Origin of the sequence: Janthinobacterium aquaticum, from assembly GCF_009208565.1 — a bacterium.
In the GTDB taxonomy this organism is placed as follows: domain Bacteria; phylum Pseudomonadota; class Gammaproteobacteria; order Burkholderiales; family Burkholderiaceae_D; genus Janthinobacterium.
This window is the reverse complement of record NZ_WFLK01000001.1, coordinates 420,300-444,603: the sequence shown is the minus strand read 5'-3', so window position 1 is coordinate 444,603 and position 24,304 is coordinate 420,300. Positions and strand designations below refer to the sequence as shown.

At 61.6% G+C, this 24,304-nt stretch carries 23 protein-coding genes; 11 read left to right on the top strand and 12 right to left on the bottom strand.

Going from position 1 to position 24,304, the window contains the following annotated elements; translation table 11 throughout:
• Nucleotide 1 precedes the first annotated feature (1 nt).
• On the bottom strand, nt 2-1,870 hold the full coding sequence (locus tag GCM43_RS01975) for an Hsp70 family protein (RefSeq protein WP_152241808.1): 1,869 nt from the start codon (nt 1,868-1,870) through the stop codon (nt 2-4).
• On the bottom strand, nt 1,867-2,448 hold the full coding sequence (locus GCM43_RS01970) for a DUF2760 domain-containing protein (RefSeq protein WP_152241807.1): 582 nt from the start codon (nt 2,446-2,448) through the stop codon (nt 1,867-1,869). The genes GCM43_RS01975 and GCM43_RS01970 overlap by 4 nt, the downstream gene beginning before the upstream one ends.
• 261 nt (nt 2,449-2,709) lie before the next feature.
• On the opposite strand from GCM43_RS01970, the gene GCM43_RS01965 reads away from it, so the two are divergent.
• The 6 genes from GCM43_RS01965 (at nt 2,710) to urtE (ending at nt 9,332) form a co-directional block, all read left to right on the top strand.
• Complete coding sequence (locus GCM43_RS01965) at nt 2,710-3,519, top strand: DUF4349 domain-containing protein (protein WP_152241806.1); 810 nt, start codon at nt 2,710-2,712, stop codon at nt 3,517-3,519.
• 202 nt (nt 3,520-3,721) lie between these two features.
• The gene (gene urtA / locus GCM43_RS01960) at nt 3,722-4,972 is read left to right on the top strand and encodes an urea ABC transporter substrate-binding protein (protein ID WP_152241805.1); all 1,251 of its coding nucleotides are present in this window, start codon (nt 3,722-3,724) and stop codon (nt 4,970-4,972) included.
• Between the two features lie 107 nt (nt 4,973-5,079).
• A complete protein-coding gene (gene urtB, locus GCM43_RS01955) occupies nt 5,080-6,678 on the top strand; it encodes an urea ABC transporter permease subunit UrtB (RefSeq protein ID WP_152241804.1) in 1,599 nt (532 codons plus the stop codon).
• The gene (urtC, locus tag GCM43_RS01950; RefSeq protein ID WP_193315504.1) at nt 6,675-7,802 is read left to right on the top strand and encodes an urea ABC transporter permease subunit UrtC; all 1,128 of its coding nucleotides are present in this window, start codon (nt 6,675-6,677) and stop codon (nt 7,800-7,802) included. The genes urtB and urtC overlap by 4 nt, the downstream gene beginning before the upstream one ends.
• Nucleotides 7,799-8,629, top strand: a complete 831-nt coding sequence (gene urtD / locus GCM43_RS01945; RefSeq protein ID WP_152241803.1) for an urea ABC transporter ATP-binding protein UrtD — start codon at nt 7,799-7,801, stop codon at nt 8,627-8,629. Before urtC ends, urtD begins: the two co-directional genes overlap by 4 nt.
• Nucleotides 8,630-8,633: 4 nt before the next feature.
• Nucleotides 8,634-9,332 carry an urea ABC transporter ATP-binding subunit UrtE gene (gene urtE / locus GCM43_RS01940; RefSeq protein WP_152242031.1) on the top strand — a complete coding sequence of 233 codons (699 nt, stop codon included), beginning with the start codon at nt 8,634-8,636 and terminating at the stop codon, nt 9,330-9,332.
• A 3-nt stretch (nt 9,333-9,335) separates the two neighbouring features.
• On the opposite strand, the gene GCM43_RS01935 is transcribed toward urtE, so the two are convergent.
• From GCM43_RS01935 to GCM43_RS01920, 4 genes are all read right to left on the bottom strand, one after another.
• Nucleotides 9,336-9,920, bottom strand: coding sequence for a chromate transporter (locus GCM43_RS01935; RefSeq protein WP_152241802.1), 585 nt, complete (start codon nt 9,918-9,920; stop codon nt 9,336-9,338).
• A complete protein-coding gene (locus GCM43_RS01930) occupies nt 9,917-10,513 on the bottom strand; it encodes a chromate transporter (protein ID WP_152241801.1) in 597 nt (198 codons plus the stop codon). The genes GCM43_RS01935 and GCM43_RS01930 overlap by 4 nt, the downstream gene beginning before the upstream one ends.
• Before the next feature lie 440 nt (nt 10,514-10,953).
• On the bottom strand, nt 10,954-11,559 hold the full coding sequence (locus tag GCM43_RS01925) for a response regulator (RefSeq protein ID WP_152241800.1): 606 nt from the start codon (nt 11,557-11,559) through the stop codon (nt 10,954-10,956).
• Between the two features lie 362 nt (nt 11,560-11,921).
• Nucleotides 11,922-12,452: a phosphohydrolase gene (locus GCM43_RS01920; RefSeq protein ID WP_152241799.1), complete on the bottom strand. Its 531-nt coding sequence runs from the start codon at nt 12,450-12,452 to the stop codon at nt 11,922-11,924.
• An 82-nt stretch (nt 12,453-12,534) separates the two neighbouring features.
• On the opposite strand from GCM43_RS01920, the gene GCM43_RS01915 reads away from it, so the two are divergent.
• Nucleotides 12,535-13,446 (top strand): alpha/beta hydrolase, encoded by a 912-nt coding sequence (locus GCM43_RS01915; protein ID WP_152241798.1) that lies wholly within the window; start codon nt 12,535-12,537, stop codon nt 13,444-13,446.
• A 43-nt stretch (nt 13,447-13,489) separates the two neighbouring features.
• Here GCM43_RS01915 and GCM43_RS01910 read toward each other — a convergent pair whose 3' ends face one another.
• The 3 genes from GCM43_RS01910 to cynR all read right to left on the bottom strand — a co-directional run bounded on the left by GCM43_RS01910 (nt 13,490) and on the right by cynR (nt 15,734).
• Entirely contained in the window at nt 13,490-14,050 is a 561-nt protein-coding gene (locus GCM43_RS01910; protein ID WP_152241797.1) for a TetR/AcrR family transcriptional regulator, read from the bottom strand.
• A 9-nt stretch (nt 14,051-14,059) separates the two neighbouring features.
• A complete protein-coding gene (locus GCM43_RS01905; RefSeq protein WP_152241796.1) occupies nt 14,060-14,530 on the bottom strand; it encodes a nuclear transport factor 2 family protein in 471 nt (156 codons plus the stop codon).
• A gap of 277 nt (nt 14,531-14,807) precedes the next feature.
• Nucleotides 14,808-15,734, bottom strand: coding sequence for a transcriptional regulator CynR (cynR, locus tag GCM43_RS01900; RefSeq protein WP_226929273.1), 927 nt, complete (start codon nt 15,732-15,734; stop codon nt 14,808-14,810).
• A gap of 167 nt (nt 15,735-15,901) precedes the next feature.
• Between cynR and GCM43_RS01895 the strand changes: the two genes are divergently transcribed.
• The 4 genes from GCM43_RS01895 (at nt 15,902) to GCM43_RS01880 (ending at nt 18,323) form a co-directional block, all read left to right on the top strand.
• Entirely contained in the window at nt 15,902-16,564 is a 663-nt protein-coding gene (locus GCM43_RS01895; RefSeq protein WP_152241795.1) for a carbonic anhydrase, read from the top strand.
• 33 nt (nt 16,565-16,597) lie between these two features.
• The gene (cynS, locus tag GCM43_RS01890) at nt 16,598-17,068 is read left to right on the top strand and encodes a cyanase (RefSeq protein ID WP_152241794.1); all 471 of its coding nucleotides are present in this window, start codon (nt 16,598-16,600) and stop codon (nt 17,066-17,068) included.
• A 38-nt stretch (nt 17,069-17,106) separates the two neighbouring features.
• On the top strand, nt 17,107-17,298 hold the full coding sequence (locus GCM43_RS01885) for a hypothetical protein (protein WP_152241793.1): 192 nt from the start codon (nt 17,107-17,109) through the stop codon (nt 17,296-17,298).
• Between the two features lie 140 nt (nt 17,299-17,438).
• Nucleotides 17,439-18,323 carry a LysR family transcriptional regulator gene (locus GCM43_RS01880; RefSeq protein WP_226929272.1) on the top strand — a complete coding sequence of 295 codons (885 nt, stop codon included), beginning with the start codon at nt 17,439-17,441 and terminating at the stop codon, nt 18,321-18,323.
• 5 nt (nt 18,324-18,328) lie between these two features.
• On the opposite strand, the gene GCM43_RS01875 is transcribed toward GCM43_RS01880, so the two are convergent.
• The 3 genes from GCM43_RS01875 to GCM43_RS01865 all read right to left on the bottom strand — a co-directional run bounded on the left by GCM43_RS01875 (nt 18,329) and on the right by GCM43_RS01865 (nt 24,191).
• The gene (locus GCM43_RS01875) at nt 18,329-20,413 is read right to left on the bottom strand and encodes a pyridoxamine 5'-phosphate oxidase family protein (protein WP_152241792.1); all 2,085 of its coding nucleotides are present in this window, start codon (nt 20,411-20,413) and stop codon (nt 18,329-18,331) included.
• A gap of 20 nt (nt 20,414-20,433) precedes the next feature.
• Nucleotides 20,434-21,081, bottom strand: a complete 648-nt coding sequence (locus GCM43_RS01870) for a glutathione S-transferase family protein (protein WP_152241791.1) — start codon at nt 21,079-21,081, stop codon at nt 20,434-20,436.
• A gap of 293 nt (nt 21,082-21,374) precedes the next feature.
• Nucleotides 21,375-24,191, bottom strand: coding sequence for a hybrid sensor histidine kinase/response regulator (locus GCM43_RS01865; RefSeq protein WP_226929271.1), 2,817 nt, complete (start codon nt 24,189-24,191; stop codon nt 21,375-21,377).
• Nucleotides 24,192-24,304: the final 113 nt, after the last annotated feature.

The window sequence follows — 24,304 nt, the reverse complement described above, 5'->3', positions numbered from 1 at the left end:
ATTATTGCGCGCTGTTGCGCACGTCGAATTCGACCTTCCAGCGCTCGGCGCCATCGAGCGACACGGCCAGCAGTTCAAGTGTACCGGCTTCGGTCACGCGCGCATGCAGCCTGACCTGCACCACCTCGCCGGCCTGGCGGCCATCCGACGACAGCGTGGCCTGGATTTCGCTCAGTTCCTGCAGCTCGTCCGGTGCCCAGAAGTCCAGCAGGTCGCCGATCTGGTCGTTGCGGCGCGTGGACGAGGCAAAGAAGCGAAAATGCACCGGTTCGCCCACCACCAGGCCGAACTGCTGGCCTGGCAGTTCCAGTTCGCTGCCTTCCTCCATGCCGAACGGCGCCACGCACAGCGCCTGGATCGGCGGCTCCATGCCGGGGATGGCCGGCATGGCCGACTCGATCGCCACGTAGAAGGCGCTGGCCGTGCCGCCGCGGATGCGCACGCCATGGCCGCGCCGCACATAGCTGTAGTAGGCGGCGCCGCGCGCCACGGCCAGGTCCAGATCGGCCCCGGCCAGCACGCGTGCAGCTTCCGCGCCTTCCATATACAGCCAATCGTTGACGGTGGCCATCATGCGCTGCACCAGCAGATCGGACTTGAACACGCCGCCGTTGAACAGCACGGCGGTCGGATGCAGGAACGTGGCGCCGTCTGCCTGGCGACCGGCAAAGCCTTCCAGTTCGGCAGTGGCGGCCACCTGGCGAGCCAAAAACGCCGCCAGGTGGCGCGTAATGGAGGCGTCCTGCGCATAGGGCAGGCCCACTTGCGTGAGACCGGCGCGCGTGCGCACGGCAGGGCGGCTCGACGCTTCGACCTGCGGGAAGAAGCCGTCGAGGATAAAGGTCGACACTTCGGCGCGCGTCAGTTCGGTGCGGATCGAGCCGCCGATCAGTTTCGAGCCGCGGCTCGGCACCACGATCGGGGCGGTGTCCATGCCGCTGTCGGCCAGCAGGCTTTCCTTGGCGCTGCGGCAACCGTAGGTGAGGGCGCGCATCTGCCAGGCGTCGAGCTGGGTGCCGTTGGCGGCCAGCTTGCGCGCCACCAGGTGGGCCAGCGCCAGATCCATATTGTCGCCGCCCAGCAGGATATGCTCGCCCACGGCCACGCGGTGCGGCTCGAGCACGCCATCGCGCTCAAGCACGGCGATCAGCGAAAAGTCGCTGGTGCCGCCGCCCACGTCAACCACCAGAATAATGTCGCCCGGCTTGACTTCCTTGCGCCAGCGTCCTTCGCTGCCCTGGATCCAGCTGTACAGCGCCGCCTGCGGCTCTTCGAGCAGCGTCAGGTTGCCGTAGCCGGCGGCCTTGGCCGCTTCCATGGTCAGTTCGCGCGCGCCCGGATCGAACGAGGCCGGAATGGTGACGGTGATTTCCTGCTGCGCAAACGGTGCCTCAGGATGGGCGTGATCCCAGGCCTGGCGCAAGTGCTGCAGATACCGCATCGAGGCGGTGATCGGCGAAATGCGCGCTACTTCAGGCGGTGCATCGCTGGGCAGGATGGCGGCGCGGCGGTCCACGCCAGGGTGGCACAGCCAGCTCTTGGCGCTCGACACCAGGCGGATCGGGGTGGTGGCGCCGCGGCTGCGCGCCATTTCGCCTGCTACATAGGGAGAGTCCGATTCAGCAGTGCCCCATGGCAGCGCCAGGTCGCCCGGCGCCAGTTCATCGGCGTGCGGCAGGTAGACAAACGATGGCAGCAGCGGCAGCGATTCAAGCGTGCCTGGGCCTGACAGCTGCGGCACGGCCAGCACGCCGTGGCTCGATTTCTCGCCGTCGCTTTGCGTCAGATTGACATACGACAGCGCGCTGTGGGTGGTGCCGAGGTCAATGCCGATGGCGTAGCTGGCAGGGGAATGAAGAGCCTCGTTCACAGTTCCACCTCGGCCGGCGCCAGGATGGCGGCATCGTGCTGCTCGCTCAGTTTTGGCAGGCGCACGCCGGCAGCGCGCCAGCCGCGGTGGCTGAGCGTGCCGGTAAATGGCGCGGCGCCAACCACGTTGCCGGTCAGGCGCACGCTGGCCGGATCAAAGCCGGCCGGCAGCGTCACGCGGCTGCCTTCTGCTTCCTGGCGCACCGCTTCGATGGTGAAATAGTCGCGCAGCACCTTGGCGCAGCCTTCGTGCACCACGCGCGCGGCAGCGCCGATATCGGCGTCGGCATGGCCGGCCAGGTTTTCCTGGGTAAAGTCAATCAGGCGCGCTTCGCGCTGCAGCAGCGCCAGCAGTTGCAGTGCGGCGTCTGGCGTGGCTTCTTTGACGATCACGGGCGCCGCTGCCGGTGCCGGGGCAACCGGTGCTGCGGGTGCGACTGGTGCTACCGGCGCAGCTTCGGGCAGATGCAGTTTTTCCACGCGCGCAGCATAGGCGCCGTCGGACAGGGTGCTGAAAAAGGCGCCGAAAGCCAGCGGGATTCTGCGCCAGAACGATGGATGGGACGTTGGTGTGCTCATGATGAGGTGTTTTCTCTTGTGTTTTGTGGTGAGGCGTCGGCGGCGCGCAAAAGCTGGGCCGCTTCGCGGTAGCGAGGCGCATGGGCGCTCGGTGTTTGCCCGCATGATACCAGCTTGCACGCTTGCGCCAAAGCGGGCGGGCCGCTTGCGGCAACCGTGCCGGGCGTGCCAGTCGAAATACATTACAATCGGCGCTTGTTTTTTGCTTAATATTTTCGCGAGATAATGAAATTTCACCGTTCCACTTCTTCAGAGGCCGCCATGCAACCTTCGCCAAATGCAATCAAGCTGATCCTGGTCATGATGGTTGCCTTGCTTGCCGGCTGCGCCCCTAAAGCCGAACAGGGCGGCGCTTCCAGCGCAGCGCGATTGGAAGGGCGCGACAAAGGCAGCGAGTTTCTTGCTTACGAGCATAGCGTCAGCGTCGACACCAGCGAAGCGCAGCTGCGCCCGCTATATGAAAAAGTCATCGCTGCCTGCAAGGCCGATACGGCCAACGGCTGCATCCTGCTCGATTCGAGCATCGACAGTGGCCGCCATGTGCAGGCGCGCATCAGCATGCGTGCCAAACAGGCCGGCGTGAAAAAGCTGGTCGAGCTGGTCGCCGCTGGTGGCGACGTGACCAGCCAGGGCACCAAAGTGGAAGACCTGGGGCGTCCTGTGTTTGACAGCAACAAGCGACTGGCGATGCTCAGGCAATACCAGGCGCAGCTGCAAACGCTGGAACAGCGCTCGGCGAAAGACGTCGATGCGCTGATCAAGGTGACCCGCGAGCTGGCCACCGTGCAGACCGAACTGGAGCAGGCTACCGCCGCCAATGTGCAGCTGATGCAGCGCATCGAGTCTGACCTGCTTACTGTGTCGCTGAGCAGCCAGGGCCGCCAGTCGTTCTGGTCGCCGATCCGGCACTCGCTGGGCAACTTTACCGAGAACCTGTCCGAAGGCACGGGCAATGCGATTACCGCCATGGCCTATATCCTGCCGTGGTTGCTGGCCTTTGTGCTGCTGTTCCCGCTGGGGCGCAAGGGCTGGCGCCGTTTGCGTGGTGCAAGGAAACCCGACACGCGCTGATGCACTGCCGTCTGGTGCATCAATCGAACCCGGCTGCACAGCGCCTGTGCAGCCGGGTTTTTTTTCGTGCAACAACATCACGGCTGCACCAAAGCGTGGCGTGGGTCGCGTGCGTGTCGGGGCCAGATGCTGGCATACATTCTGCTTTAACAACATGGTAGCCCCTTCCGACACGCATGCAGCACCTTAACCTGGAGTCACCATGTCACGAAGAATCATCCTGAAAGCGGCAGCAGCAGGCGCACTGGCCTTGAGCACGGCAGGTTTTTCCCCGGCGGCGTTTGCCGCCGACACCATCAAGGTGGGTATTTTGCATTCGCTGTCGGGCACCATGGCCATCTCGGAAACGTCGCTCAAGGATGTGGCGCTGATGACGATCGCCGAGATCAACGCCAAGGGCGGCGTATTGGGCAAGAAGCTCGAACCCGTGGTAGTCGACCCGGCGTCGAACTGGCCGCTGTTTGCCGAAAAGGCACGCCAGCTGATTGCGCAGGACAAGGTGTCGGTGGTGTTTGGCTGCTGGACCTCGGTGTCGCGCAAGTCGGTCTTGCCGGTATTTAAGGAACTCAACAGCCTGTTGTTCTATCCGGTGCAGTATGAAGGCGAGGAGCTGGAAAAGAACGTGTTTTACACGGGCGCTGCACCGAACCAGCAGGCAATTCCTGCGGTGGAGTATCTGATGAGCAAGGACGGTGGCGGCGCCAAGCGCTTTGTGCTGCTGGGCACCGATTACGTGTACCCGCGCACCACCAACAAGATCCTGCGCGCGTTTTTGAAAAGCAAGGGCGTCAAGGACAGCGATATCAGCGAAGTCTATACGCCGTTCGGTCATGCCGACTACCAGACCATCGTGGCCAATATCAAGAAGTTCTCGGCCGGTGGCAAGACGGCAGTTATCTCCACCATCAATGGCGACTCCAACGTGCCGTTCTACAAGGAGCTGGGCAATGCAGGCCTGAAGGCAACCGATGTGCCGGTGGTGGCGTTCTCGGTGGGCGAAGAGGAGTTGCGCGGCATCGATACCAAGCCGCTACTGGGTCATCTGGCGGCCTGGAACTATTTCGAATCGGTCAAAAACCCCGTCAACGCGGCCTTTATCAAGCAATGGAAAGCCTATGCGGTGGCGCAAAAGCTGCCCAATGCCGGCACGGTGGTGACCAATGACCCGATGGAAGCGACCTACGTCGGCATCCATATGTGGGCGCAGGCGGTCGAGAAAGCCAAGTCCACCGATACCGACAAGGTGATCGCGGCCATGGCCGGGCAGAGCTTCAAGGCGCCGTCCGGCTTTACGCTGACCATGGACGCCACCAACCACCATCTGCACAAGCCGGTAATGATCGGCGAGATCAAGGCTGACGGCCAGTTCAATGTGGTGTGGAAAACCAGGGAACCGATCCGCGCGCAGCCGTGGAGTCCGTTTATCAAGGGTAATGAGGGCAAGCAGCAGTAGTTTTTTAATCCCACAGCAAGGTCCGACCCGGCGGTTCGCCGTTGGGTTCAATATCAAAACTGTGCCTGGATTCAGTCCGCCTGAAGCAAACTTGAGAGGTCGTCCGCATGCGTCTGACTAGCCGTATTTTGCTGTTGTTGTGCCTGCTGCCTGCACTGGCGCAGGCAGCCATCGATGCTGCCTTGTTAAAGCCGCTCGCTGGTGACGATCCGGAAGCGCGCGTGGCGGCCGTGGGGCAGCTGGCGGCGCTGGCCACGCCGGAGGCAGCGCGCGTGCTGCAGGCGCTGCAGGACGAGGCGCTGTATGCCACGCCGGACGGGCGCGTGCTGGTGATCGAGGGCGAGCAGGCGTTCGATCCTGCCAGCGGCAGCAATGGTGCGGTGCCCGATGGCGTCGATGGCGTGATGGTCAATAACCGCTTGCGCTCGGCAGTGCAGGGCGCCTTGTCCGGACTGGCGCTGTTGTCGCCCGAGCGCGCCACGCGCCTGGCTGCGGCCAGCGAGCTGCAAAAGTCGGTCGATCCGGCGCAGGCGCCGTTGATCCGCAAGGCGTTGGCGCAGGAAAGCGATGCGCAGATCCGGCAGATCCTGGCGCAGGTCATTGCCAGCGCCGACCTGCAGTCTTCCGATGCACCCGTGCGCAGACAGGCAGTGCTGGCGCTGGGCGGCAGCAGCGATGCGCGACTGTTGCCTCGCCTGCGCGCGATGCTGGAAAAAGACGCACAAGGGCGCGCGCACGAGCCGGACGAAGCGGTCCAGATTGCCGCCGTTCAGACCATCAGCGCCATCGAGGGGCGCGTGGCGCGCATGGAATTTGCCGGTAATGTGTTTTATGGTATTTCGCTGGGTAGCGTGCTGCTGCTGGCCGCGCTGGGTCTGGCCATTACCTTTGGCCTGATGGGCATTATCAATATGGCGCACGGCGAACTGCTGATGATCGGCGCCTACACCACCTATTTGTGCCAGCTGTTTTTCCGCCAGTACCTGCCCGGCATGCAGGATGCCTACTTGCTGGCAGCGGTGCCGGCCGCCTTCCTGGTCGCCGCACTGGTGGGCGTGGTGCTTGAGCGCACGGTAATCCGCTGGCTGTACGGCCGCCCGCTTGAAACGCTGCTGGCCACCTGGGGCATCAGCCTGATCCTGATGCAGGCGGTGCGCACCGTGTTTGGTGCGCAAAACGTCGAGGTGGCCAACCCGGCCTGGATGTCGGGCGGCGTGACGGTGCTGGGTGGCCTGGTGCTGCCGTGGAACCGGCTGGTGATTATCGGTTTTGCCTGCGTGGTGGTGGCGTGTGTGTGGCTGATACTCAACAAGACGCGGCTGGGCCTGTTCGTGCGCGCCGTCACGCAGAACCGCCGCATGGCGTCCTGCGTTGGCGTCTCGACCGGCAAGGTCGATATGCTGACCTTTGGCCTCGGTTCGGGCATTGCCGGCCTGGGCGGCGTGGCGCTGTCGCAGTTGGGCAATGTGGGGCCGGACCTGGGCCAGAGCTATATCGTCGACTCCTTTATGGTGGTGGTGCTGGGCGGCGTCGGGCAGCTGGCCGGCACCGTGATTGCCGCGCTGGGGCTGGGCGAAGTCAACAAATTTCTCGAGCCGGTGGCCGGCGCCGTGCTGGCCAAAATTGCCATCCTGGTGTTCATCATCGTGTTTATCCAGCGCCAGCCGCAGGGCCTGTTTGCCATGAAAGGACGCAGCGTCGAATGATCAGCTCATTTCCCGTCAAGCAGGGGCTGTTTTCGCGCCCCGTCTGGTCCGCCATCGTTGCGTGCACGGTGCTGGCCGCATTGCTGCCGCTATGCAACCTGCTGTTTGCCGAAGGCCATGCGCTGCATGTGTCGGCCTACACGGTGGGCCTGGTCGGCAAATTCATGTGCTACGCGCTGGCCGCGCTGGCGCTCGACCTGGTCTGGGGCTATACCGGTATCCTGTCGCTGGGCCATGGCGTGTTCTTTGCGCTGGGCGCCTATGCGCACGGTATGTATCTGATGCGCGCCGGCCAGGCTGCAGGCAGCGTGCCCGGTTTCATGCAATTTCTGGACTGGAACAACTACCCCTGGTACTGGGCCATGACTGAGCACTTCTGGTATTGCATGGCGCTGGTGGTGCTGGTGCCGGGCGTGCTGGCGTTTGTGTTTGGCTATTTTGCCTTCCGTTCGCGCATCAAGGGCGTGTATTTTTCGATTATCACGCAAGCGATGACGTATGCCTTCATGCTGCTGTTCTTTCGCAATGAAACTGGCTTTGGCGGCAACAACGGTTTTACCGACTTCAAGACTATCCTCGGCTACAGCGTGACGGCGCCAGCCACCAAGGCGGTGCTGTTCCTGCTGACGCTGGCCCTGCTGGTGGCGGCGCTGATCGGTGCGCGCGCGATTGTCAGCTCCAAGCTCGGGCGCGTGCTGCAAGGGGTGCGTGACAGCGAGGCGCGACTGATGTTCCTCGGCTACAACCCCCTGTGGTTCAAGCTGTTTATCTGGACCCTGTCGGCCATGCTGTGCGGCATTGCCGGTGCGCTGTATGTGCCGCAGGTGGGCATGGTCAATCCTTCCGAGATGTCGCCGGCCAATTCGATAGAAATGGTGGTATGGGTGGCGGTGGGCGGACGCGGCACGCTGATCGGGCCGATCCTGGGCGCGTTTACCGTCAACGGCCTGAAGAGCTGGTTTACCGCCGCCTTGCCCGAGCTGTGGCTGTTTGCGCTGGGCCTGCTGTTTATTGGCGTCACGCTCTTCATGCAAAAGGGCATGCTGGGCGTGGTCGACAGCGTACGCGTGCGCCTGGCGCGTGGCAAGCATGCTGCACCGGCAACGGCCGAGGAGGGCGCATGAGCATTCGCATGTTGCCCGGCATGGCTGCGCCGGAGGCGGGCGCGCAATATGCCCGCGTTAAGAGCCCCGGCCTTGACACCACCCACGGCGCCATTTTGTACCTGGAAGACATCACGGTGTCGTTCGACGGCTTCAAGGCCATCAACAAGCTCAACCTCGACATTTCCGTCGGGGAACTGCGCTGCATTATCGGGCCCAACGGCGCCGGCAAGACTACCATGATGGACGTGATCACCGGCAAGACCCGTCCCACCTCGGGCAGCGCCTGGTTCGGCCAGACCATGAACCTGGCCACCATGAGCGAAGCGCAGATCGCCCATGCCGGCATCGGCCGCAAGTTCCAGCGTCCCACCGTGTTCGAGCAGCACACGGTGTTCGATAACCTGGAACTGGCCATGAAGATGAACAAACGCGTGATGACGACGCTGTTTGCCCGGCTCGATTCGGCGCAGCTGGGCCGGATCGAAGCGACCTTGCGCCTGATCCGCCTCAACGGCCAGGAGCGCCGCCTTGCCGGCCTGCTGTCGCATGGCCAGAAGCAGTGGCTGGAAATCGGCATGCTGCTGATGCAGGAGCCGCAGCTGATTTTGCTCGACGAGCCGGTGGCCGGCATGTCCGATGCGGAAACGGCGCGCACGGCCGAACTGCTTAACGAATTGCGCGGCAAGCATTCGATCATGGTGGTCGAGCACGACATGGGCTTTGTGACCGACATTGCCCGGCAGGGCATTGTGACCGTACTGCATGAGGGCAGCGTGCTGGCGCAAGGGCGCATGGAGCAGGTGCAAGCCGACGAACGTGTGATTGAAGTTTACCTGGGGCGCTGACATCATGCTGCAAGTGGAACAACTGCATCAATACTATGGCAGCTCGCATACGCTGCGCGGCATTTCTCTATCGGTCAGCAAGGGCGAATGCCTGGCCTTGCTGGGCCGTAACGGGGTGGGCAAGACAACCCTGCTCAAATGCCTGATGGGCGTGCTGCCTGTCAGCGAAGGCCAAGTCAGCTTTGACGGACGCGATATCACGCGCCTGGCGCCGCATGTGCGCGCCGCGCGCGGCATGGCGTATGTGCCGCAGGGGCGCGATATCTTTGCGCGCCTGAGCGTCGAGGAAAACCTGCTGATGGGCATGGCGGTTAAAAAAGGCAGCCAGGCCGGGCGCATCGATGAACAGGTGTTTGAACTGTTTCCGGTCCTGAAAGAGATGCTGCAGCGCCGCGGTGGCGACCTGTCTGGCGGCCAGCAGCAGCAACTGGCCATTGCGCGCGCCTTGCTGGCCGAGCCGAAGCTCATTATCTTTGACGAACCCACCGAAGGCATCCAGCCGTCGGTAATCAAGGATATCGGGCGCGTGATTGCGCTGCTCAAGCAGCGCGGCGACATGGCCATCTTGCTGTGCGAACAGTATTTTGACTTCGCACGCGAGCTGGCCGACCAGTTCGTGGTGCTCTCGCGTGGCAGCGTGGTGGCCAGCGGCAACGCTGCCCAGATGGATGGCGACGATGTGCGGCGCCACCTGGCCGTCTGACGGCTAGATGATCTGGTACCAGCCGAGCACGGCGCCGGCGCCCAGCAGCCACAGCAGATGTATCCTGGTGCGCCAGATGATCAGGCCGGCCAACACCGACAGCGTCCATACCGGCCAGTCGGTGGCCAGGCGATGGTTGGCGCCGCCCAGGATCAGGCCGGTCGAGACCAGCAACGCCACCACGATCGGCGCCATGCCCTGCTTGAAGGCGCGCACAGCGCGCAGGTCGCGGTTGCGATAACCCCACTGCGCTGCCAGATAGGTCAGCGTGGTGCTGGGCAGCATGATGCCGACCATGGTAATGAACACGCCCAGGCAGGCCGCTGTCGTGCTGCCCGCGTTCATGCCGACGTTCCAGCCCATCAGCGCAACAAACAAGACGTTCGGGCCAGGTGCGGCCTGGGCAATGGCAATCGATTCATTGAACTGCGCCTGGGTCAGCCAGCCATGCTGCTCGACCAGGAAGCGGTGCATCTCGGCAGTCGTGGAAATGGCGCCACCCACCGACATCAGCGACAGCAGCAGATAGTGGCCAAACAGATTGAGCCAGTCGGCGCCGGTCAGCACCAGTTGCAGTGGCGGGTTCATCGTGGCAGCTTTCGATAGGTGGCCCAGACGCCAAAGCCGCCCAGCCCCAGCAGTATCCACGGCAGTGGCCAGCGCAGCACCGCCACCATCAATACGCCCAGCGCCGCCATGGACAGTGTCAGCCACAGCGGTAGCGGATGCTTGACCAGTGCTGCCGCAAGCTTGATGCCGGTAGCCGCAATCATGCCGGCCGACACGGCCGCCATGCCGCGCAAGGCGCCTGCCAGTTGCGGATAATGTCCGTAGTGCGAGTAAAGCACGCCCAGGATCAGCACGATCACCAGCGGCGCGGCCAGCATGCCGGCCAGCGCCGCCAGTGCCCCCTTCAGGCCGAAATAGCGCCCGCCCACCATCAGCGACAGATTGACCACGTTGGGACCGGGCATGATTTGCGCGACTGCCCAGTCTTCGAGAAACTGTTCCTGCGTCAGCCAGCGCTTGCGCTCGACCATTTCACGCTGGATCACGGCCAGTACGCCGCCAAAACCCTGCAGGGCCAGCCAGGTAAACGAGAAAAACAGGTCACGCAGGGAATCAGGGCGGGGCTGTGTATCGGGCAGGACGCTGGTGGGGGCAATGGAAGGAGCAGGCATGCCTGATTATCGCCGTGCACCGGCAGTGTTGTCGATCTGTTCTTGCACGGGGCACTTTGACAATCGCCGCACAAAACAACAGCTGGCGGCTATCGCCAGCAGCCATGTTATGCACAAAAGATGAGTTAACGAAATGCCGGAATATTTTTTCAGCGAGAATCGTCAGCGCGCAACGACTTTGCAAGTCATTGATTTTTAACTGATATATTTTTGCCAGTTGATTGGGCAGTTTATTGAAAGCCGCACTGGCTGTGGCTTTGAGGGCTGTCAAGAGGTGCTTATCCACAAAGATATCCACACGCGATGGGGATATCTGAAAAAGCCTATAACAATCCGGCACTTAGCTTCTGCGGACAACTTGATGGCTGATCCTGCATGGTGGAGAGATACTGTATTTGCATACAGTATGCTGGTGCTGGCGCTGCAAGTCAAGCGCGACCTTAGCGGACAGGCTGCCCGTGCGATACGCACGCTTCCAGCGCGGCAGACAGGTTGGCGACCTCGCTTTCGGCCTCGCGCAAGCTGGCATAGGTGCGCAGCGAGGCGATCACGGTGGTAAACAGTTTCCGGTTGGTTAGATCCGTCTTGCACCAGAAGTCGTTGATATCGTAGTCGGTAATAATGCGGTGCTCGAGCGCTTGCCCCGGCTGTCCCGTGCGCAGGATAATGCGCACGGCCTTGTAGTGCAGTTCTTCACGGATCTGGCGCGCCAGGTGCAGGCCGGCATCCTGGGTTTCCATGATCACATCGAGCAGCACCACGGCCACATCGGGCGAAGCGTGCAATACCGTCATCGCCTCTTCTGCCGAATAGGCATGCAGAAAACTCAGCCGGCGTCCCTCGAAGCTGGCCTGGCTCAATGCAAACTTGGTGACCACATGCACATCGACATCGTCGTCGACAATCAGTATCTGCCAGGACGGCCGCGCGGCCGCGCTGACGGCGTCGCCATCGCCGGGCTGCGCCTCGTCGATCAGCCAGTCATTATCCTCGGCAGCCGCTGTTGCCTGGTTGTTCGCCACAGTATCGGCGTTTTCCTTGTTCATATCGACCACTTTCCCAGCGTTAAGCGTAAGCGCCGTTATCGTCGCGCGCTTTGCGAACCTTATGTCAGTGAGCCTGCTTTGTCAAAGGTAGTGCAGTGTGGCAAGTGGATACAAGCAGCGGAAAAAAATATTTTCAGCATCGGCGCGATGACTACTTAGTGGCACGAACAGCTTGCGCCAAGTCATTGATTTTATTGATGGAAAATATTGCCTTAGAATTCAGCAAATTATTGAATGCCGCATTCGCTCTGGCTTTGCGGCTTGTCAAGGGGTGCTTATCAACAACTTTATCCACAGTTGCTGTGGATAATCCGAAAAGCGCCAGCCAAATCCGGGGCTTAAGGCATCTGCGCCGAGGCCGGCTAACGGTTGCGCAACAGGGCAAATTCGTCCAGAAAGCACTGCTTGGCTTCCTGCGGACCCATGGCCTTGATTATAGTCGCCAGTGGGGTAATGCCGTCAAGGTATGCCCAGCGTTCTGCCGAATGCGGCATCAGGTCGCGCTTCTCGGTGGCCAGCGCGATCAGGTCGGCATGCTTGATCGGCGCATAGTCGGTAAAATCGATGTCGAAGGTGGCGGCAATAATCGCGGTGACCTGGTCCTCCAGCGCGGCAAATTCGGGCAGCAATACCTTGAGCGGCTTGACCATGTCGCCCAGGTAGGCTTCGGCTGCATCGTGCAGCAGGGCAGCCAGGCGCAGTGGCGGCGGCACCAGGCTGGCCACGATCAGGCTATGCTGGGCGATGGAATAGAATTCACGGGTCTGGCCGTTGAAACGGCATTGGTAGGCCAGGCCGTGGGCAATGTCTTCGATGGCGACCCGGTCGATATGCGGGCGCAGTGGATAAAAGCGGTTGCCGGAAAAAGTGGAAACGTAATCGGTAGTCATCATCTGGTTCATTATCGCGGTCTTGCAGTGAGCAGGACTGATCGTACACCGGCTGGCTGGATTTGGCCGCATTTTGGAGTAGCTAATGAAACGACTGCCGTGGAAACGACTGCTGTGGCTGGCCTTGGCCGGTATCGTTTTGCCCGCCAGCGCCATGCCTGGCGGCGCCATCGCACTGTGGCCAGGCGCGCCACCGGGCGGCGCTGCTGCCGGGCCGCAGCAAACCACTGCCAAGGGCTCGATAACTGATGTTGCCATGCCGTATCTGGTGGCGCACCGCGCCGCCAGTCCGAACGCCATGGTGGTGCTGGTGATCAGTGGTGGCGGCTATGCGCATATCGAGGCAGGCAAGGAAAGCGCGCCGGCAGCGGCCTGGCTGCAAGCCCACGGCATCAGCGCATACGAACTGGTCTACCGTTTGCCGGTCGAGGGCGGCGGCGTGGCGGCGCCGTTCCAGGATGCGCAGCGCGCCATGCGCCTGCTGCGCAGCCATGCCGGCGACTGGGGCATCGATCCGAAACGCATCGGTATTATGGGGTTTTCTGCCGGCGCGCATCTGGCCGGCATCACGGCGACCCAGCCTGGCGTGGCGCGCTACGCGCCGGTCGATGCCAGCGACAGCGTCTCGGCGCGGCCGGATTTTGCCGTGCTGCTGTACCCGGTGCTGACCATGCAGGCGCCTTTCGATACCACGCACGCAAAGAAAATCCTGCTGGGCCCCGCGCCGTCGCAGCCGCAGCGCGATGCGCTGTCAGTCGAGCGCCAGGTCGATGCGCAGACGCCGCCCACCTTTATCGCCCAGGCGCTCGACGATGCGGTTGCCGCACCGGACAACAGCCTGCTGATGCTCGCTGCCTTGCGCCGCAATAGCGTACCGGCCGAACTGCATCTGTTCCAGCGCGGCGGCCATGGCTGGGGAATGGGCAAGGCCGGCAGTGAAGCAGCTGCCTGGCCGTTGTTGCTGCAACAGTGGCTGGCCGGTTTGCCGCACGACTGATCAGGCTAGCTCTTCAGGCCGCCATCATGCGCATGCTGCTGGCCTAACTGGTCAGCAGACGCGCCTGAAGGGTATGTAAAATATCGGTGAAAACGTCCGTCTGGTCCAGAGCCCTGGACAACACCAGGGCGCCCTGAATGCCGCCTACCACTTCTTTTGCAAGCGCGCTGGCCTCTTGCGGTGTGCGCCCGGTGCGCACCAGCGCCGCGGCAAGCGCATCGATCCAGGCTGCAAAGTAATCACGGACTCGATTTGCAAAGCGGTCACGCTCATTGCCGAGCGCGAACACGCCGACCAGGCAAACGCGACGGCCAGACAGGAAGTAGCGGCTGACGTCGTCGAACATGGCTTTGATGCCTTCCATGGCATCGGCACGCTCAAGCAGCGCGTCGAAAACATGCTGTTTGAACCACTGGTCGACCTGCTCCAGCACGGCTTGCGCCATTTCCTCTTTGCCGCCTGGGAAGAAGTGGTAGATGCTGCCCTTGCCCAGCTTGGTGCCTTCGCTGATGCGAGCCAGGCTCGCACCCTCGAAACCATAGGCCCGGAATATTTCAGCCAGCATCGGGATCACATCTTCCCGTTCCGCAATTACTCTAGCCATGCATGTTCCTTAAAAACCGAAATCGCTCAGCCCCGGATGATCGGCTGGGCGTGGGCCGCTATTGTCCCACAGGAACTTGCGCTCATCAGCACTGATCGGATGCTCGTTGATGCAAGCGTGGCGATGATGCATCAGGCCATACTCATCGAATTCCCAGTTTTCATTGCCATAAGCACGATGCCACTGGCCCGAATCGTCGCGATACTCGTAGGCAAAGCGCACCGCGATACGCGCACCGCCGTAGGCCCACAGTTCCTTGACCAGGCGGTAATCGAGTTCGCGGGTCCACTTGCGCTTGAGCAGCGCGACGATGGCTTCGCGCCCCTGAACGAACTCGGCGCGATTGCGCCACCAGCTGTCTTCCGTGTAGGCGAGCGCGACTTTCTCTGCATCGCGGGTGTTCCAGCCGTTCTCGGCGAGGCGAACTTTTTCAATCGCGGTTTCGAGGGTGAAAGGTGGCAGTGGGGGACGGACAGACATGTTATTTCTCCTTGTTTACCGTTTGGAACACAATGTACCGTTCGGTAAAGAGACTATAGAGCGGTCAACTTCCTTTTGCAAGCTTTTTTTTTGGACGAATTTCATCGATGCCCGCCGAGTCGCGCTCGATTGCTGCATTGAAGGTGTAAGTGAAAGGGAAGGGGCGCGCTGCTGCTGCCCGTTAGCGTGGCTGACGAGACACTATCTGGAACTGATCCAGGAAGTGCTCAGGTGGACAGGTATCCTGATGCACTCATGCGCTGCAAGACGCAGAGGCCTAAGCGCCGTCACTATTCCAGGTGTTTTTGCACAAGGCCGTAAAGGCCGCTGCTGCCGCAGACTGGTATGCACCGTGACGGTAGAGCAATGCTGCCGTACGCGATTTCGGTGCTGGCGAGATAGAGATATTGCATAGCTCTGGATGCTGCGCACCGATGGCTTCGGGCAGTATCGTGACGAGACTGCTGCGACTGACTACCGCTATCAAGGCGCTGATGGTATTGGCTTCCATGGCAATAACGGGGGCGATCGCCTGCGATCGCAAATAGTCGTCGACGTGGTGTCTGGTGGCAAAATCAGCACTCAATACAGCGAGCTTCTCGGTGGCCAGCATCTGTGGCGTGATATCGCGTTTTGGCGATGCAAAACGGTGATGGATACCTGCCACGACGCTCAGCCGCTCTACCAATAAAGGTTCGCACGCAATGTCGTCGGCAGTGCGCGTCACGTTGAAAGCAATAGCCAGATCAACCTCGTCTGCTGCGACGGCTGCCGCGATGGTATCGAGCGACATCTCCTGCAGACGCACTGTGATATCAGGGTACCGTGCATGAAATGCGGCCAGCAAGGGGCCGACCAGATAGGCCGTGAAGGTCGGGGTGGTAGCCAAGCGCAGCTCGCCACGCTTCAGGTCCTGCACGTCCAGGATCGCCCGTCGCCCGGACGCCAGTTCCCGTAGCGCTTTGCGCGCATGTTCAATATAGACACTGCCGGCGTCGGTGACTTTTACGGTGCGCCCGCTGCGGTCAAGCAACGCAACACCCAGCGACTCTTCAAGCTGGATGATTTGTTGCGACAAGGTCGGCTGCGATACATGCAAGGCTTCGGCGGCCCGCGTGAAATTGCCGTGTTCAGCCACGGCAAGCAGATAGTGTATGTGTCGAAGTTGCATCGTGTGGTTTGCTGAAATGGCTTCTGTTGCCATTTTAACCCGGCGCTACCTGACCAGCCGCGATATCGGAACGCGGCCCGGCTGCGTGCTCTTGCTATGCATGTATTGGTAAAACCTATCGAGTCCATCCGAAATCGATCTTGGACGGTATGGTCGAAACACATGAAGATGAATCCATCAAAGCCAGGGAGGTTATTCTTATGAAACAGCTTATCGAAGGCGCGATGAAATTCCAGACGCAGGTTTTTCCTGAAATGTCGAACCTTTTCAAGAAACTCGCGACAAGTCAGAGTCCTGCTGTGCTGTTCATTACCTGCTCGGACAGCCGGGTTGTGCCCGAGTTACTGACTCAGCAACAGCCAGGCGACGTGTTCGTGATCCGTAATGCCGGCAATATTGTGCCGTCCTACAGTGCTGAACCCGGTGGCGTGACCGCCAGCGTTGAGTATGCGGTCGGCGTTCTGGGCGTGACCGATATCGTCGTGTGTGGCCATAGTGATTGCGGCGCCATGACCGCAATCGCCAGCCATAAATGCCTCGATAACCTGCCGGCGGTGGCAAGCTGGCTACGCCATGCCGATGCAGCGAAGGCCGTCAACGAAGCGCACACGCACGACACGCCTGAGGCGAAGGTGATCTCGATGGTCTATGCCAACGTGGTGGCCCAACTGACGAACATGCGTACTCACCCGACTGTTGCACTGGCCCTGGAACAGGGCAAAGTTACTTTGCATGGCTGGGTGTTTGACATTGAAACCGGCGATATCAATGTCCTCGACGGCAACAGCTGCACATTTGTCAGCCTGGCCGCCCACCCTGATGCCGTGGCCTTTAAATCGCACAAGCAGCAGTTGGCCGCTTGATTTGCTTTCCCCTCCACAAGAAGGAAATTTGTCATGATCCAAAGCAATGTAACGCAAGATGTCCGGCTTGAACTGACTGCCCGCGTCATCGCCGCAAAGGCCATCAAGGACCTGAGCTTTGCCGAGCTGGCGCAAGACACCGGTCTGAGTGTAGCCTATGTCACCGCCGCGCTCCTGGGGCAGCACGCCTTGCCCAGCGAAGCGGCCGAGCTGGTCGCCGCCCGCCTGGGACTCGATGCCGCCGACGCCAGGCAGCTGCAGGCCATTCCACTGCGCGGCAGCATACCGGGTGGCGTGCCGACCGACCCCACCGTCTACCGCTTCTACGAAATGGTGCAGATCTATGGCACCACGTTGAAAGCACTGGTGCACGAGCAGTTTGGCGACGGCATCATCAGCGCCATCAACTTCAGGCTCGATATCAGGAAGGTTGACGATCCCGAAGGCGGTTCGCGTGCCGTGATTACCCTGGACGGCAAGTTCTTGCCGAACAGGCCGTATTAAGTTCCTGAAAACGACCTGGTAATCTTGCGGAGGCTGCGATGAATTCTGCTGAAAAAGCGCACATGGCCGTGTGGTGCGAGCAATTGATCGCTGCGCAGCGTCTGACGTTTCAACAAACGCCCGAGGGCTGGTTAGTCAGCCTCGATGGCTTTTACATGTCTTACGGCGAGACCGTGTGGATCGCAGCGGCCTGGGCGTTTATCATGAGCCATAAGTCCGCTTATGAGTAGCGTGCAACAGCCCGGAGGCCCTGCCTGTGCCGCCTTGCCGCTGCGATGTAATATATCTCTGCCATGATGTCGGCGTTAGGGCATTGAGCTGTCGACAATTATTTATTTGCAGGGAGAGACTCATCGACCAGGTTTATTTGATGCAGGTGTTTGTTGCCGTCAGCGAAGAAGGCGGCTTGTCCGCAGCTGCACGCAAACTGGGTTTGTCACCGGCGGCCGTCACCCGCGCCGTGGTCGCGCTGGAACAGCAACTCGGCATTGCCTTGCTGCTTCGCACAACGCGCAACGTGCGTCTGACCGACGCCGGTCAACAGTATCTGGAAGATACACGCGCCATTTTGGCCAGCATTATCGAGGCAAACGAAAAAGCCAGCGGCATCAATGCCGAGCCGGGAGGGCAGTTGATGCTGACGGCGCCAGTGCTGTTTGGCCGCCATTTCGTGCTTCCCTGTGTACTCGACTACATGCAGCGTTACCCGGGGGTAGAGGTCAATGCGCAATTTCTCGACCGCGTCGTCAACCTCGTTGAAGACGGGTTTGACGTCGCCGTGCGCATTGGCCACCTTCCTGATTCGACGCTTCGAGCGGTCAAAGTGGGGCGGATAAGACGCGTGCTGTGCGCTTCGCCGTCTTATCTGGCGGCGCACGGTACACCGGCTCATCCCGCAGACCTGCAAGGCCATACGATAGTGGCATCGAGCGCAACCACGCCACGCGTCGAATGGCAGTTCCGTGACGGGGGCGACACGTCTAGCGTTTTGCTCAAGCCACGCCTGCTGGTCAGCACCAACGATGCGGCGCTCGATGCGGCGATTGCCGGTCTGGGCGTCACCCGCCTGATGTCGTACCAGACCGCACAGGCCATCGACAAGGGCCAGCTGAAAGTCCTTCTGGAGGACTTCGAGGAGGAGCCCTGGCCGGTACACCTGGTGCATCGCGAAGGGCGCCACCGTTCTTCAAAAGTGCGCGCCTTTATCGACATTGCGTCCGAGCGCCTGCGCACGCACCCCCTGCTACGCAACTGATTACCTCAGAGATCCAATACCAGTGGCTCGCCAGCGGCCGACGGCAGCGGTATGCTGATGCAGGTCAGGATATGCTCCGGGGCACACTGCGCACCCGGAGGCGAAACATAGCCCGATCTGCCCGATAGTACCCGGCTTGCACAGGTTCCGCAGTTGCCGCTGCGGCATCCCGATAACGGCGTCATGCCGTTGGCTTCGGCCAGTTCCAGCAGCGTGCCGTCTTCCGGCTGCCATGTGATTTCTTTTGATGAGACATGGAATTTAACGGCGGCAGGGCTGGCGCTGGCAAGATCGACCAATTCCACCTTTGCAGCAGGCGCGTCGGTATCTGCCATACGGCGCATTGGGCTGTCACCACCGAAATCTTCAAAGTGTATGCGCGCGTCGCGCACATTGAGTCCCCGCAAACCGTCATACAGCTCTTGCATGAACCCCTGCGGGCCGCACAGATAAAAGTCGTAGTCATCGAAGGGCAGGATTTTTTTGAGCAGGTCAATCGACACCCTGCCTCTGTATGGCCTTGCCTGGACAGCTTCGGACCAGGCATCTCCATCCTGGCTGTGCACCAGATGGACAAAGAGATTGCGATGGCTTGCGCGCTTGTTCGCCAGCTCTTCGGCAAACGCCTGTTCTTGCGCGTTGCGCGCGCCATGGACAAAGTAAATCGGCAACTGGTGAACCTGGCTGCCATCGTTCGGCAGCAGTCCATCGAGCATGGCGATCATTGGCGTGATGCCGGCGCCGGCTGACAGCATGACCGCCGAACGGTTGCGTGACCGGTCAAAGGTGAATGCGCCACCTGGGCTCTTTGCCTCAATGACGGCGCCTGTGCTCTGCTCATGCAGCCAGGAAGACGCGGCGCCTTGCCGTTTGACGGAGATCTGCAGCCGCTGTCCATCTGGCGCGGCGGACAGCGTATAAATCCGTTGAAGACCGCCTGCCGCTGCCGGTAGCCGGATCGGCAAAAACTGGCCCGGGGTGTAAGAGGGCACTGCCAGGCCATCCACGGCGTCCAGGAAGAAAGTGCGGATGCTGGCGCTTTCATCGCGCGTTCCGCTGATGCGGTACGCCCGCCATTCGTTTGCCTTGCGCTCAAGCCCGATAGCACGATCGGCCTGCTGCCAGGTTCCCGTGCTTTCAATCTGAGGCCAGTAGCTGCGCGCCGACCAGCGCAGCGGAAGTGAGTTTGCCAGCCGGCGTACGCCCACGACTTTCAGCCGCAGCAGACGTTGTGCACCGGCGAAGGCCGCGACCTGCGGACCATCCCAGACCAGGCTGGCAGTGCAGCTGACCTGAAGATAGTCGCCGGTGTCGAAGTCGATAAACAGCAAGCCGGCACGCGGGTCCAGGTGCAGGTTGCCCAGCGTCTGGTATAGCCTGTTTCCCGCGAAGTCTGGCAACAGCAGCGTGCGGCCGTCTTCAACGCGGATAAAGCCCGATTGCCCGCCACGGTGAGAGATGTCAGCGCCGGCTGCAGACGCGTTTGCCGTATCGGCAGATGCCGCCGCATTACTCGCAATGAACATGGTGTCGGCAGATTCAATCAGCGCCCGATCGGCTGGCGTCAGGACGGCGTATTCGTGAACCTGCACCGGTCCTGACAGTTTGACCAACTGCGGTTCGCGCGTCTGGATGTATTGCGGACAGTTGCCGAAACTCTGCTCTACACGCGCCGTAAAGCCGTCATCATCGATATGCTCGACGGTTGCATTGAGGCGGTTACGGCGACGGGTCGGCAGCTCGATGCCGAGCATGCCCAGCCGGGCCCCGTCACGCATGTTCTCTGCGAGCTTGTCACCAGGCAGCGGCTGCGCGTTGATCCGCACAGTTTGCGCGTCGGGAGAATGGATAAAGCCTGGAGCGCCGACCATCATCGAGGCCCATGGCTGTCCGCTGTCGTCCACGCTGCCGACCATCAGGAATGGCAGCTGATGAAAGAAGAGGCGATGCTGTTCGGGCATGTGGTCACGAATCATGCGTTGACCAAGCCAGGCCGCTTCAGCCAGCGTTCCGGCCTGCTGTTGAATTGCCAGTTCGCCGGCGTGAAACGGCAGCTTCTCTGATGATCCATCGTGCACCAAGGTATTCATGGTTGTTCCTGCTTTCGGTTCTAGTGGTCCGATACGTTAGTGCGCTGCATGGGCACAAAGCCGGGCAGTGCCTCGACGCGCGATAACCATCCACGGATGGCCGGGTACGGGGCCAGATCGATACCGCCTTCCGGAGCGTGGGCGATATAGCTATATGCCGCCACATCGGCGATGGTGGCGTGGGCGCCCAGCGCGAAGTCACGCTCTGCAAACTGCGGCTCGAGAACGTCGAACAGCTTCCTGGAAACGGCCCTGGCCTGCTTATGGTCGAGAGCGTAAGCAAACACGGTGATCAGGCGGGCCGAGCATGGGCCGTTGAAAATTGGCCCTGCCGCCAGCGACAGCCATTGCTGAATCTTGACTTCGCTCGCGATGTCTGCGGGCATCCAGCGCGCTTCGCCGTAAGTGCGCGCGAGGTAAACCAGGATCGCGTTGGAGTCGTAAACAACCAAACCGTTGTCGTCGATCACCGGCACCTGGCCAAACGGATTCTTGGCAAGATAGTCGGGCGTGCGCTGCTGCCCGTTGGCCAGGTCGACGTCGATCATCTCGAACGGCAGGCCCAGCAGCGAGAGAAACAACTCGACACGGTGAGCGTGGCCGGAGAGAGCGGCGCGATACAGGCGGATCGGGCGCACTGGCTTGGTTACTTTGGTTACTTTGGTCATGGCGATTTCCTTCATTAGGTGAGAGTTCTCATGGCCGCGCTTTTCTGGATGTTTTCCATCACTGGCGTCCACGCTGCCTGTAACCGCATTGTGCAAAACTGCTGGCTTTAGAGAAAGGACGCCAACTGAAATTGAATTTTTCTCTCAGCGAAAAAGCGGCGGCCACATCTGCTGTGAGTGGTGCATGGCTAGTGAAAACGCCAGATCCTGGACATGGCGAGCCGGCATGCTGAAGCAATGATGGAAGGGAGTGTGGATAGCAGTGCAGGCAAGGAGGCCCCCGAAGCTGCTAATTATCTGGCGTTGACAGATGCCGGTTCTGTAGCCAGGTCGCAGCACGCTTCATCAAGCGCCGCCTGCAGCTGCGGCAGATGCGTTTCGACCTGATCAAGCTGGCCATTGGAGGCCAGTTGCTCCATGCGGTGGCACAGGCCGTGCAGCGTCTGGCGGCTCAGGTAGCCGGCGCTGCCCTTGAGCGCATGGAAGGCGGCTGCGGCGGCGCTGGCGTTGTCGTCGGCCACGGCATGGCGCGCCAGGTCGAGCCGGCGCGGCGCTTCCTCCAGAAACGCCTTGGCAATGCGCTGCAGATGATTGTGCGACAGGCCGTCCAGCGGCAGGATATGTACGCGCTCCTGGGTGGGACCAGCGGGCGCAGCAGCGGGGGCAGAAGCAGCAGCGGAAGCAGAAGCAGCCGCGACGCCCAGCGTCTCGATGCCGAACTGGCGCGCCAGCAGGTCTTCCGACGCGCTCGACGGCAGCACCTGGCCGCGTGCCAGCAGCAGGTCGATCAGCGCGTCGATCTTCTGGAACAGCAGCGCTTCGTCCACTGGTTTGCTGAGAAAATCATCCATGCCAGCCGCCAGATAGCGCTGGCGGTCATGCTCGCTGGCGTTGGCCGTCAACGCAATAATCGGAATCTGGCTGTCCCGCACGGCAAACTGTTCGCTGCCGCCGGCGCGGATCAGGCGCGCCGCCTGTTCGCCATCCATCTGCGGCATGCGGCCGTCCATCAGCACGCAGTCGTAGTGCTCGGCAGCGAGTGCACGCAGTGCTTCTTCGCCGTTTTCCACCATCGCCACCTGGTGGCCCATACCCTCCAGCAGGGTGCCGATAATGATCTGGTTGGTGCGCACGTCTTCTGCGCACAGGATATGCAGGCGGAACGGGTGGCGTGCACGGCGCGGCGCCTGGCGCGCATCGAGCGGCGGCGCCACGCCTTCGGCCAGCGGCAGGGTGAAGTGGAAGCGCGAACCGATGCCCGGTTGGCTTTCCACGCCGATACGCCCACCCATCAGTTCGACCAGCTGCTTGCAGATGGCCAGTCCCAGTCCGGTACCGCCATAGCGGCGCGTGGTGGAATGGTCGGCCTGCTCGAACTTGCCGAACAGGCGCGGCAGCGTCTCGGCATCGATGCCGGCGCCGGTATCGCTGATCATGAATTCGATCTGGCCGTCGTGCACGCGCCGTACCTGCAGCGCCACTTCGCCGTTGGCAGTAAATTTGATGGCGTTGCCCAGCAGGTTGATCAGGATCTGGCGCAGGCGCGTCGGATCGGCGCGCACATAGCGCGGCAGGTCGAGCGCCAGCTCGCGCCGCAGCAGCAGGCTCTTGGCGTCGGCCTGGCCCTGCACGATGCCGGCCGCGTCGTCGATCAGCGCCAGCAGGTCGAAATCGACGCTTTCAAGGGGCAGCTTGCCGGCGTCGATCTTGGAAAAATCGAGGATATCGTTAAGGATGGTCAGCAGCGACACGCCATTGTGCAGGCCGATGCGCAGGTATTCCTGGGTGGGGCCGCGCACCGACTGGTCGCGCAGCGCAAACTTGAGCATGCCGATCACGCCGGCCAGCGGGGTGCGGATATCGTGGCTCATGGCCGACAGGAAGTCGATGCGGTGGCGGCTGACCACTTCGGCGTGCTCCTTGGCTGCCAGCAGCGCTTCGTTGCTGAGGGTCAGCTCCTGAGTGCGTTCCTGTACCCGCTGCTCGAGATTGTTGCGCAGCAGGCGGATCTGGTCGGCCAGCGCAAAGGCCAGCAGCAGGCCGTCGAGCGTGCCGCCGAGCAGCGTGAGCAACTGGGCGTTGGCCACCACGGCCGGTATCAGCCCCAGGTTGGCCGGCAAAATCACAAAGCCGGGCAGCATCAGCGCCACAAAGCCCAGCACGAAGAAGCGCGCCGGCTGGAAGCCGCCGCGCCACACCACGATGCCGCAGGTCAGCGCCAGCACCATCCAGATGGTGATGGCGACGGTGGCCAGCGCATGGGCGTATTGCGGGTACAGAAAGCAGCTGGGCAGAAGCAGCAGCGGCAGCACCAGATTGATGCGGCTCCAGCGCGCCAGACGCGGCGCGCGTTCGTCCAGGCGCAGGAAATCCATGTAGAACAGGGTGCTCAGTACCGGCAGCAGGAAAAACGGCACATAGTGCAGCTGCAGCATGCGCCAGTCGAACAGGTCGGAAAACACATGGAACGTCATGGCCCACGCCAGGCCATAGGTGATCACATAGAGCGCGTAGTAGAACGAAGCCTTGTCCAAGTTGATTGAAAAGATAAAGAAATTGAACAGTCCCAGCGCCAGCAGCGCGCCAATCGAAGCGATGATCAGGAAGTTTTCCCGGCCGACCAGCTTGCGGTAGTCGTCCTGCGCGGTCACGGCAAACAACGGTGCCCGCGCGTAGTAGGGGCTGGAAAAATGGATCAGGATATCGGCCGTCTGGCCCGGCTGCAGTTCGATGTTCTTGCCATAGTGCAGCAGATAGTCGTGCGGGCGCTGGTAGCCGCTCAGCAGCGTGCGCGCCGGCAGATCACCGGCATAGACATGGATATCGACCGTATCGATCAGGGTATCGTTCGGATCGATCACCCACGCCGCCTGCGTGCTGTCATTGCGCACGGTGGCATGCAGCCAGTAGGCGCCGCCAAACAGGTTGACGTCGGCAACCGGGCGCTGGCGTGCCAGCCAGGCCGGCAGGGCTGCGGCGTCAGCCGGCGCGGCCGCATCGGCCTGTGCCGGCGCCAGGTACAGCTGGCCGCCCTGGCCGAGGTGGTGCAGGCCCTGGGAAGTCAGCGACAGCGTGGCGGCATTGGCGTTACCCAGCAAAACGCACAGCAACAGCAGTACGCACAGCCAGGCGAGGGCAAAAGATCGGTGGGGGAGGATAGGGGGCTGGGCTGGCATCGCTGATGTGGTGTTGTCGCTGTGTTCGTGAGCGGCATGCCCGTGCG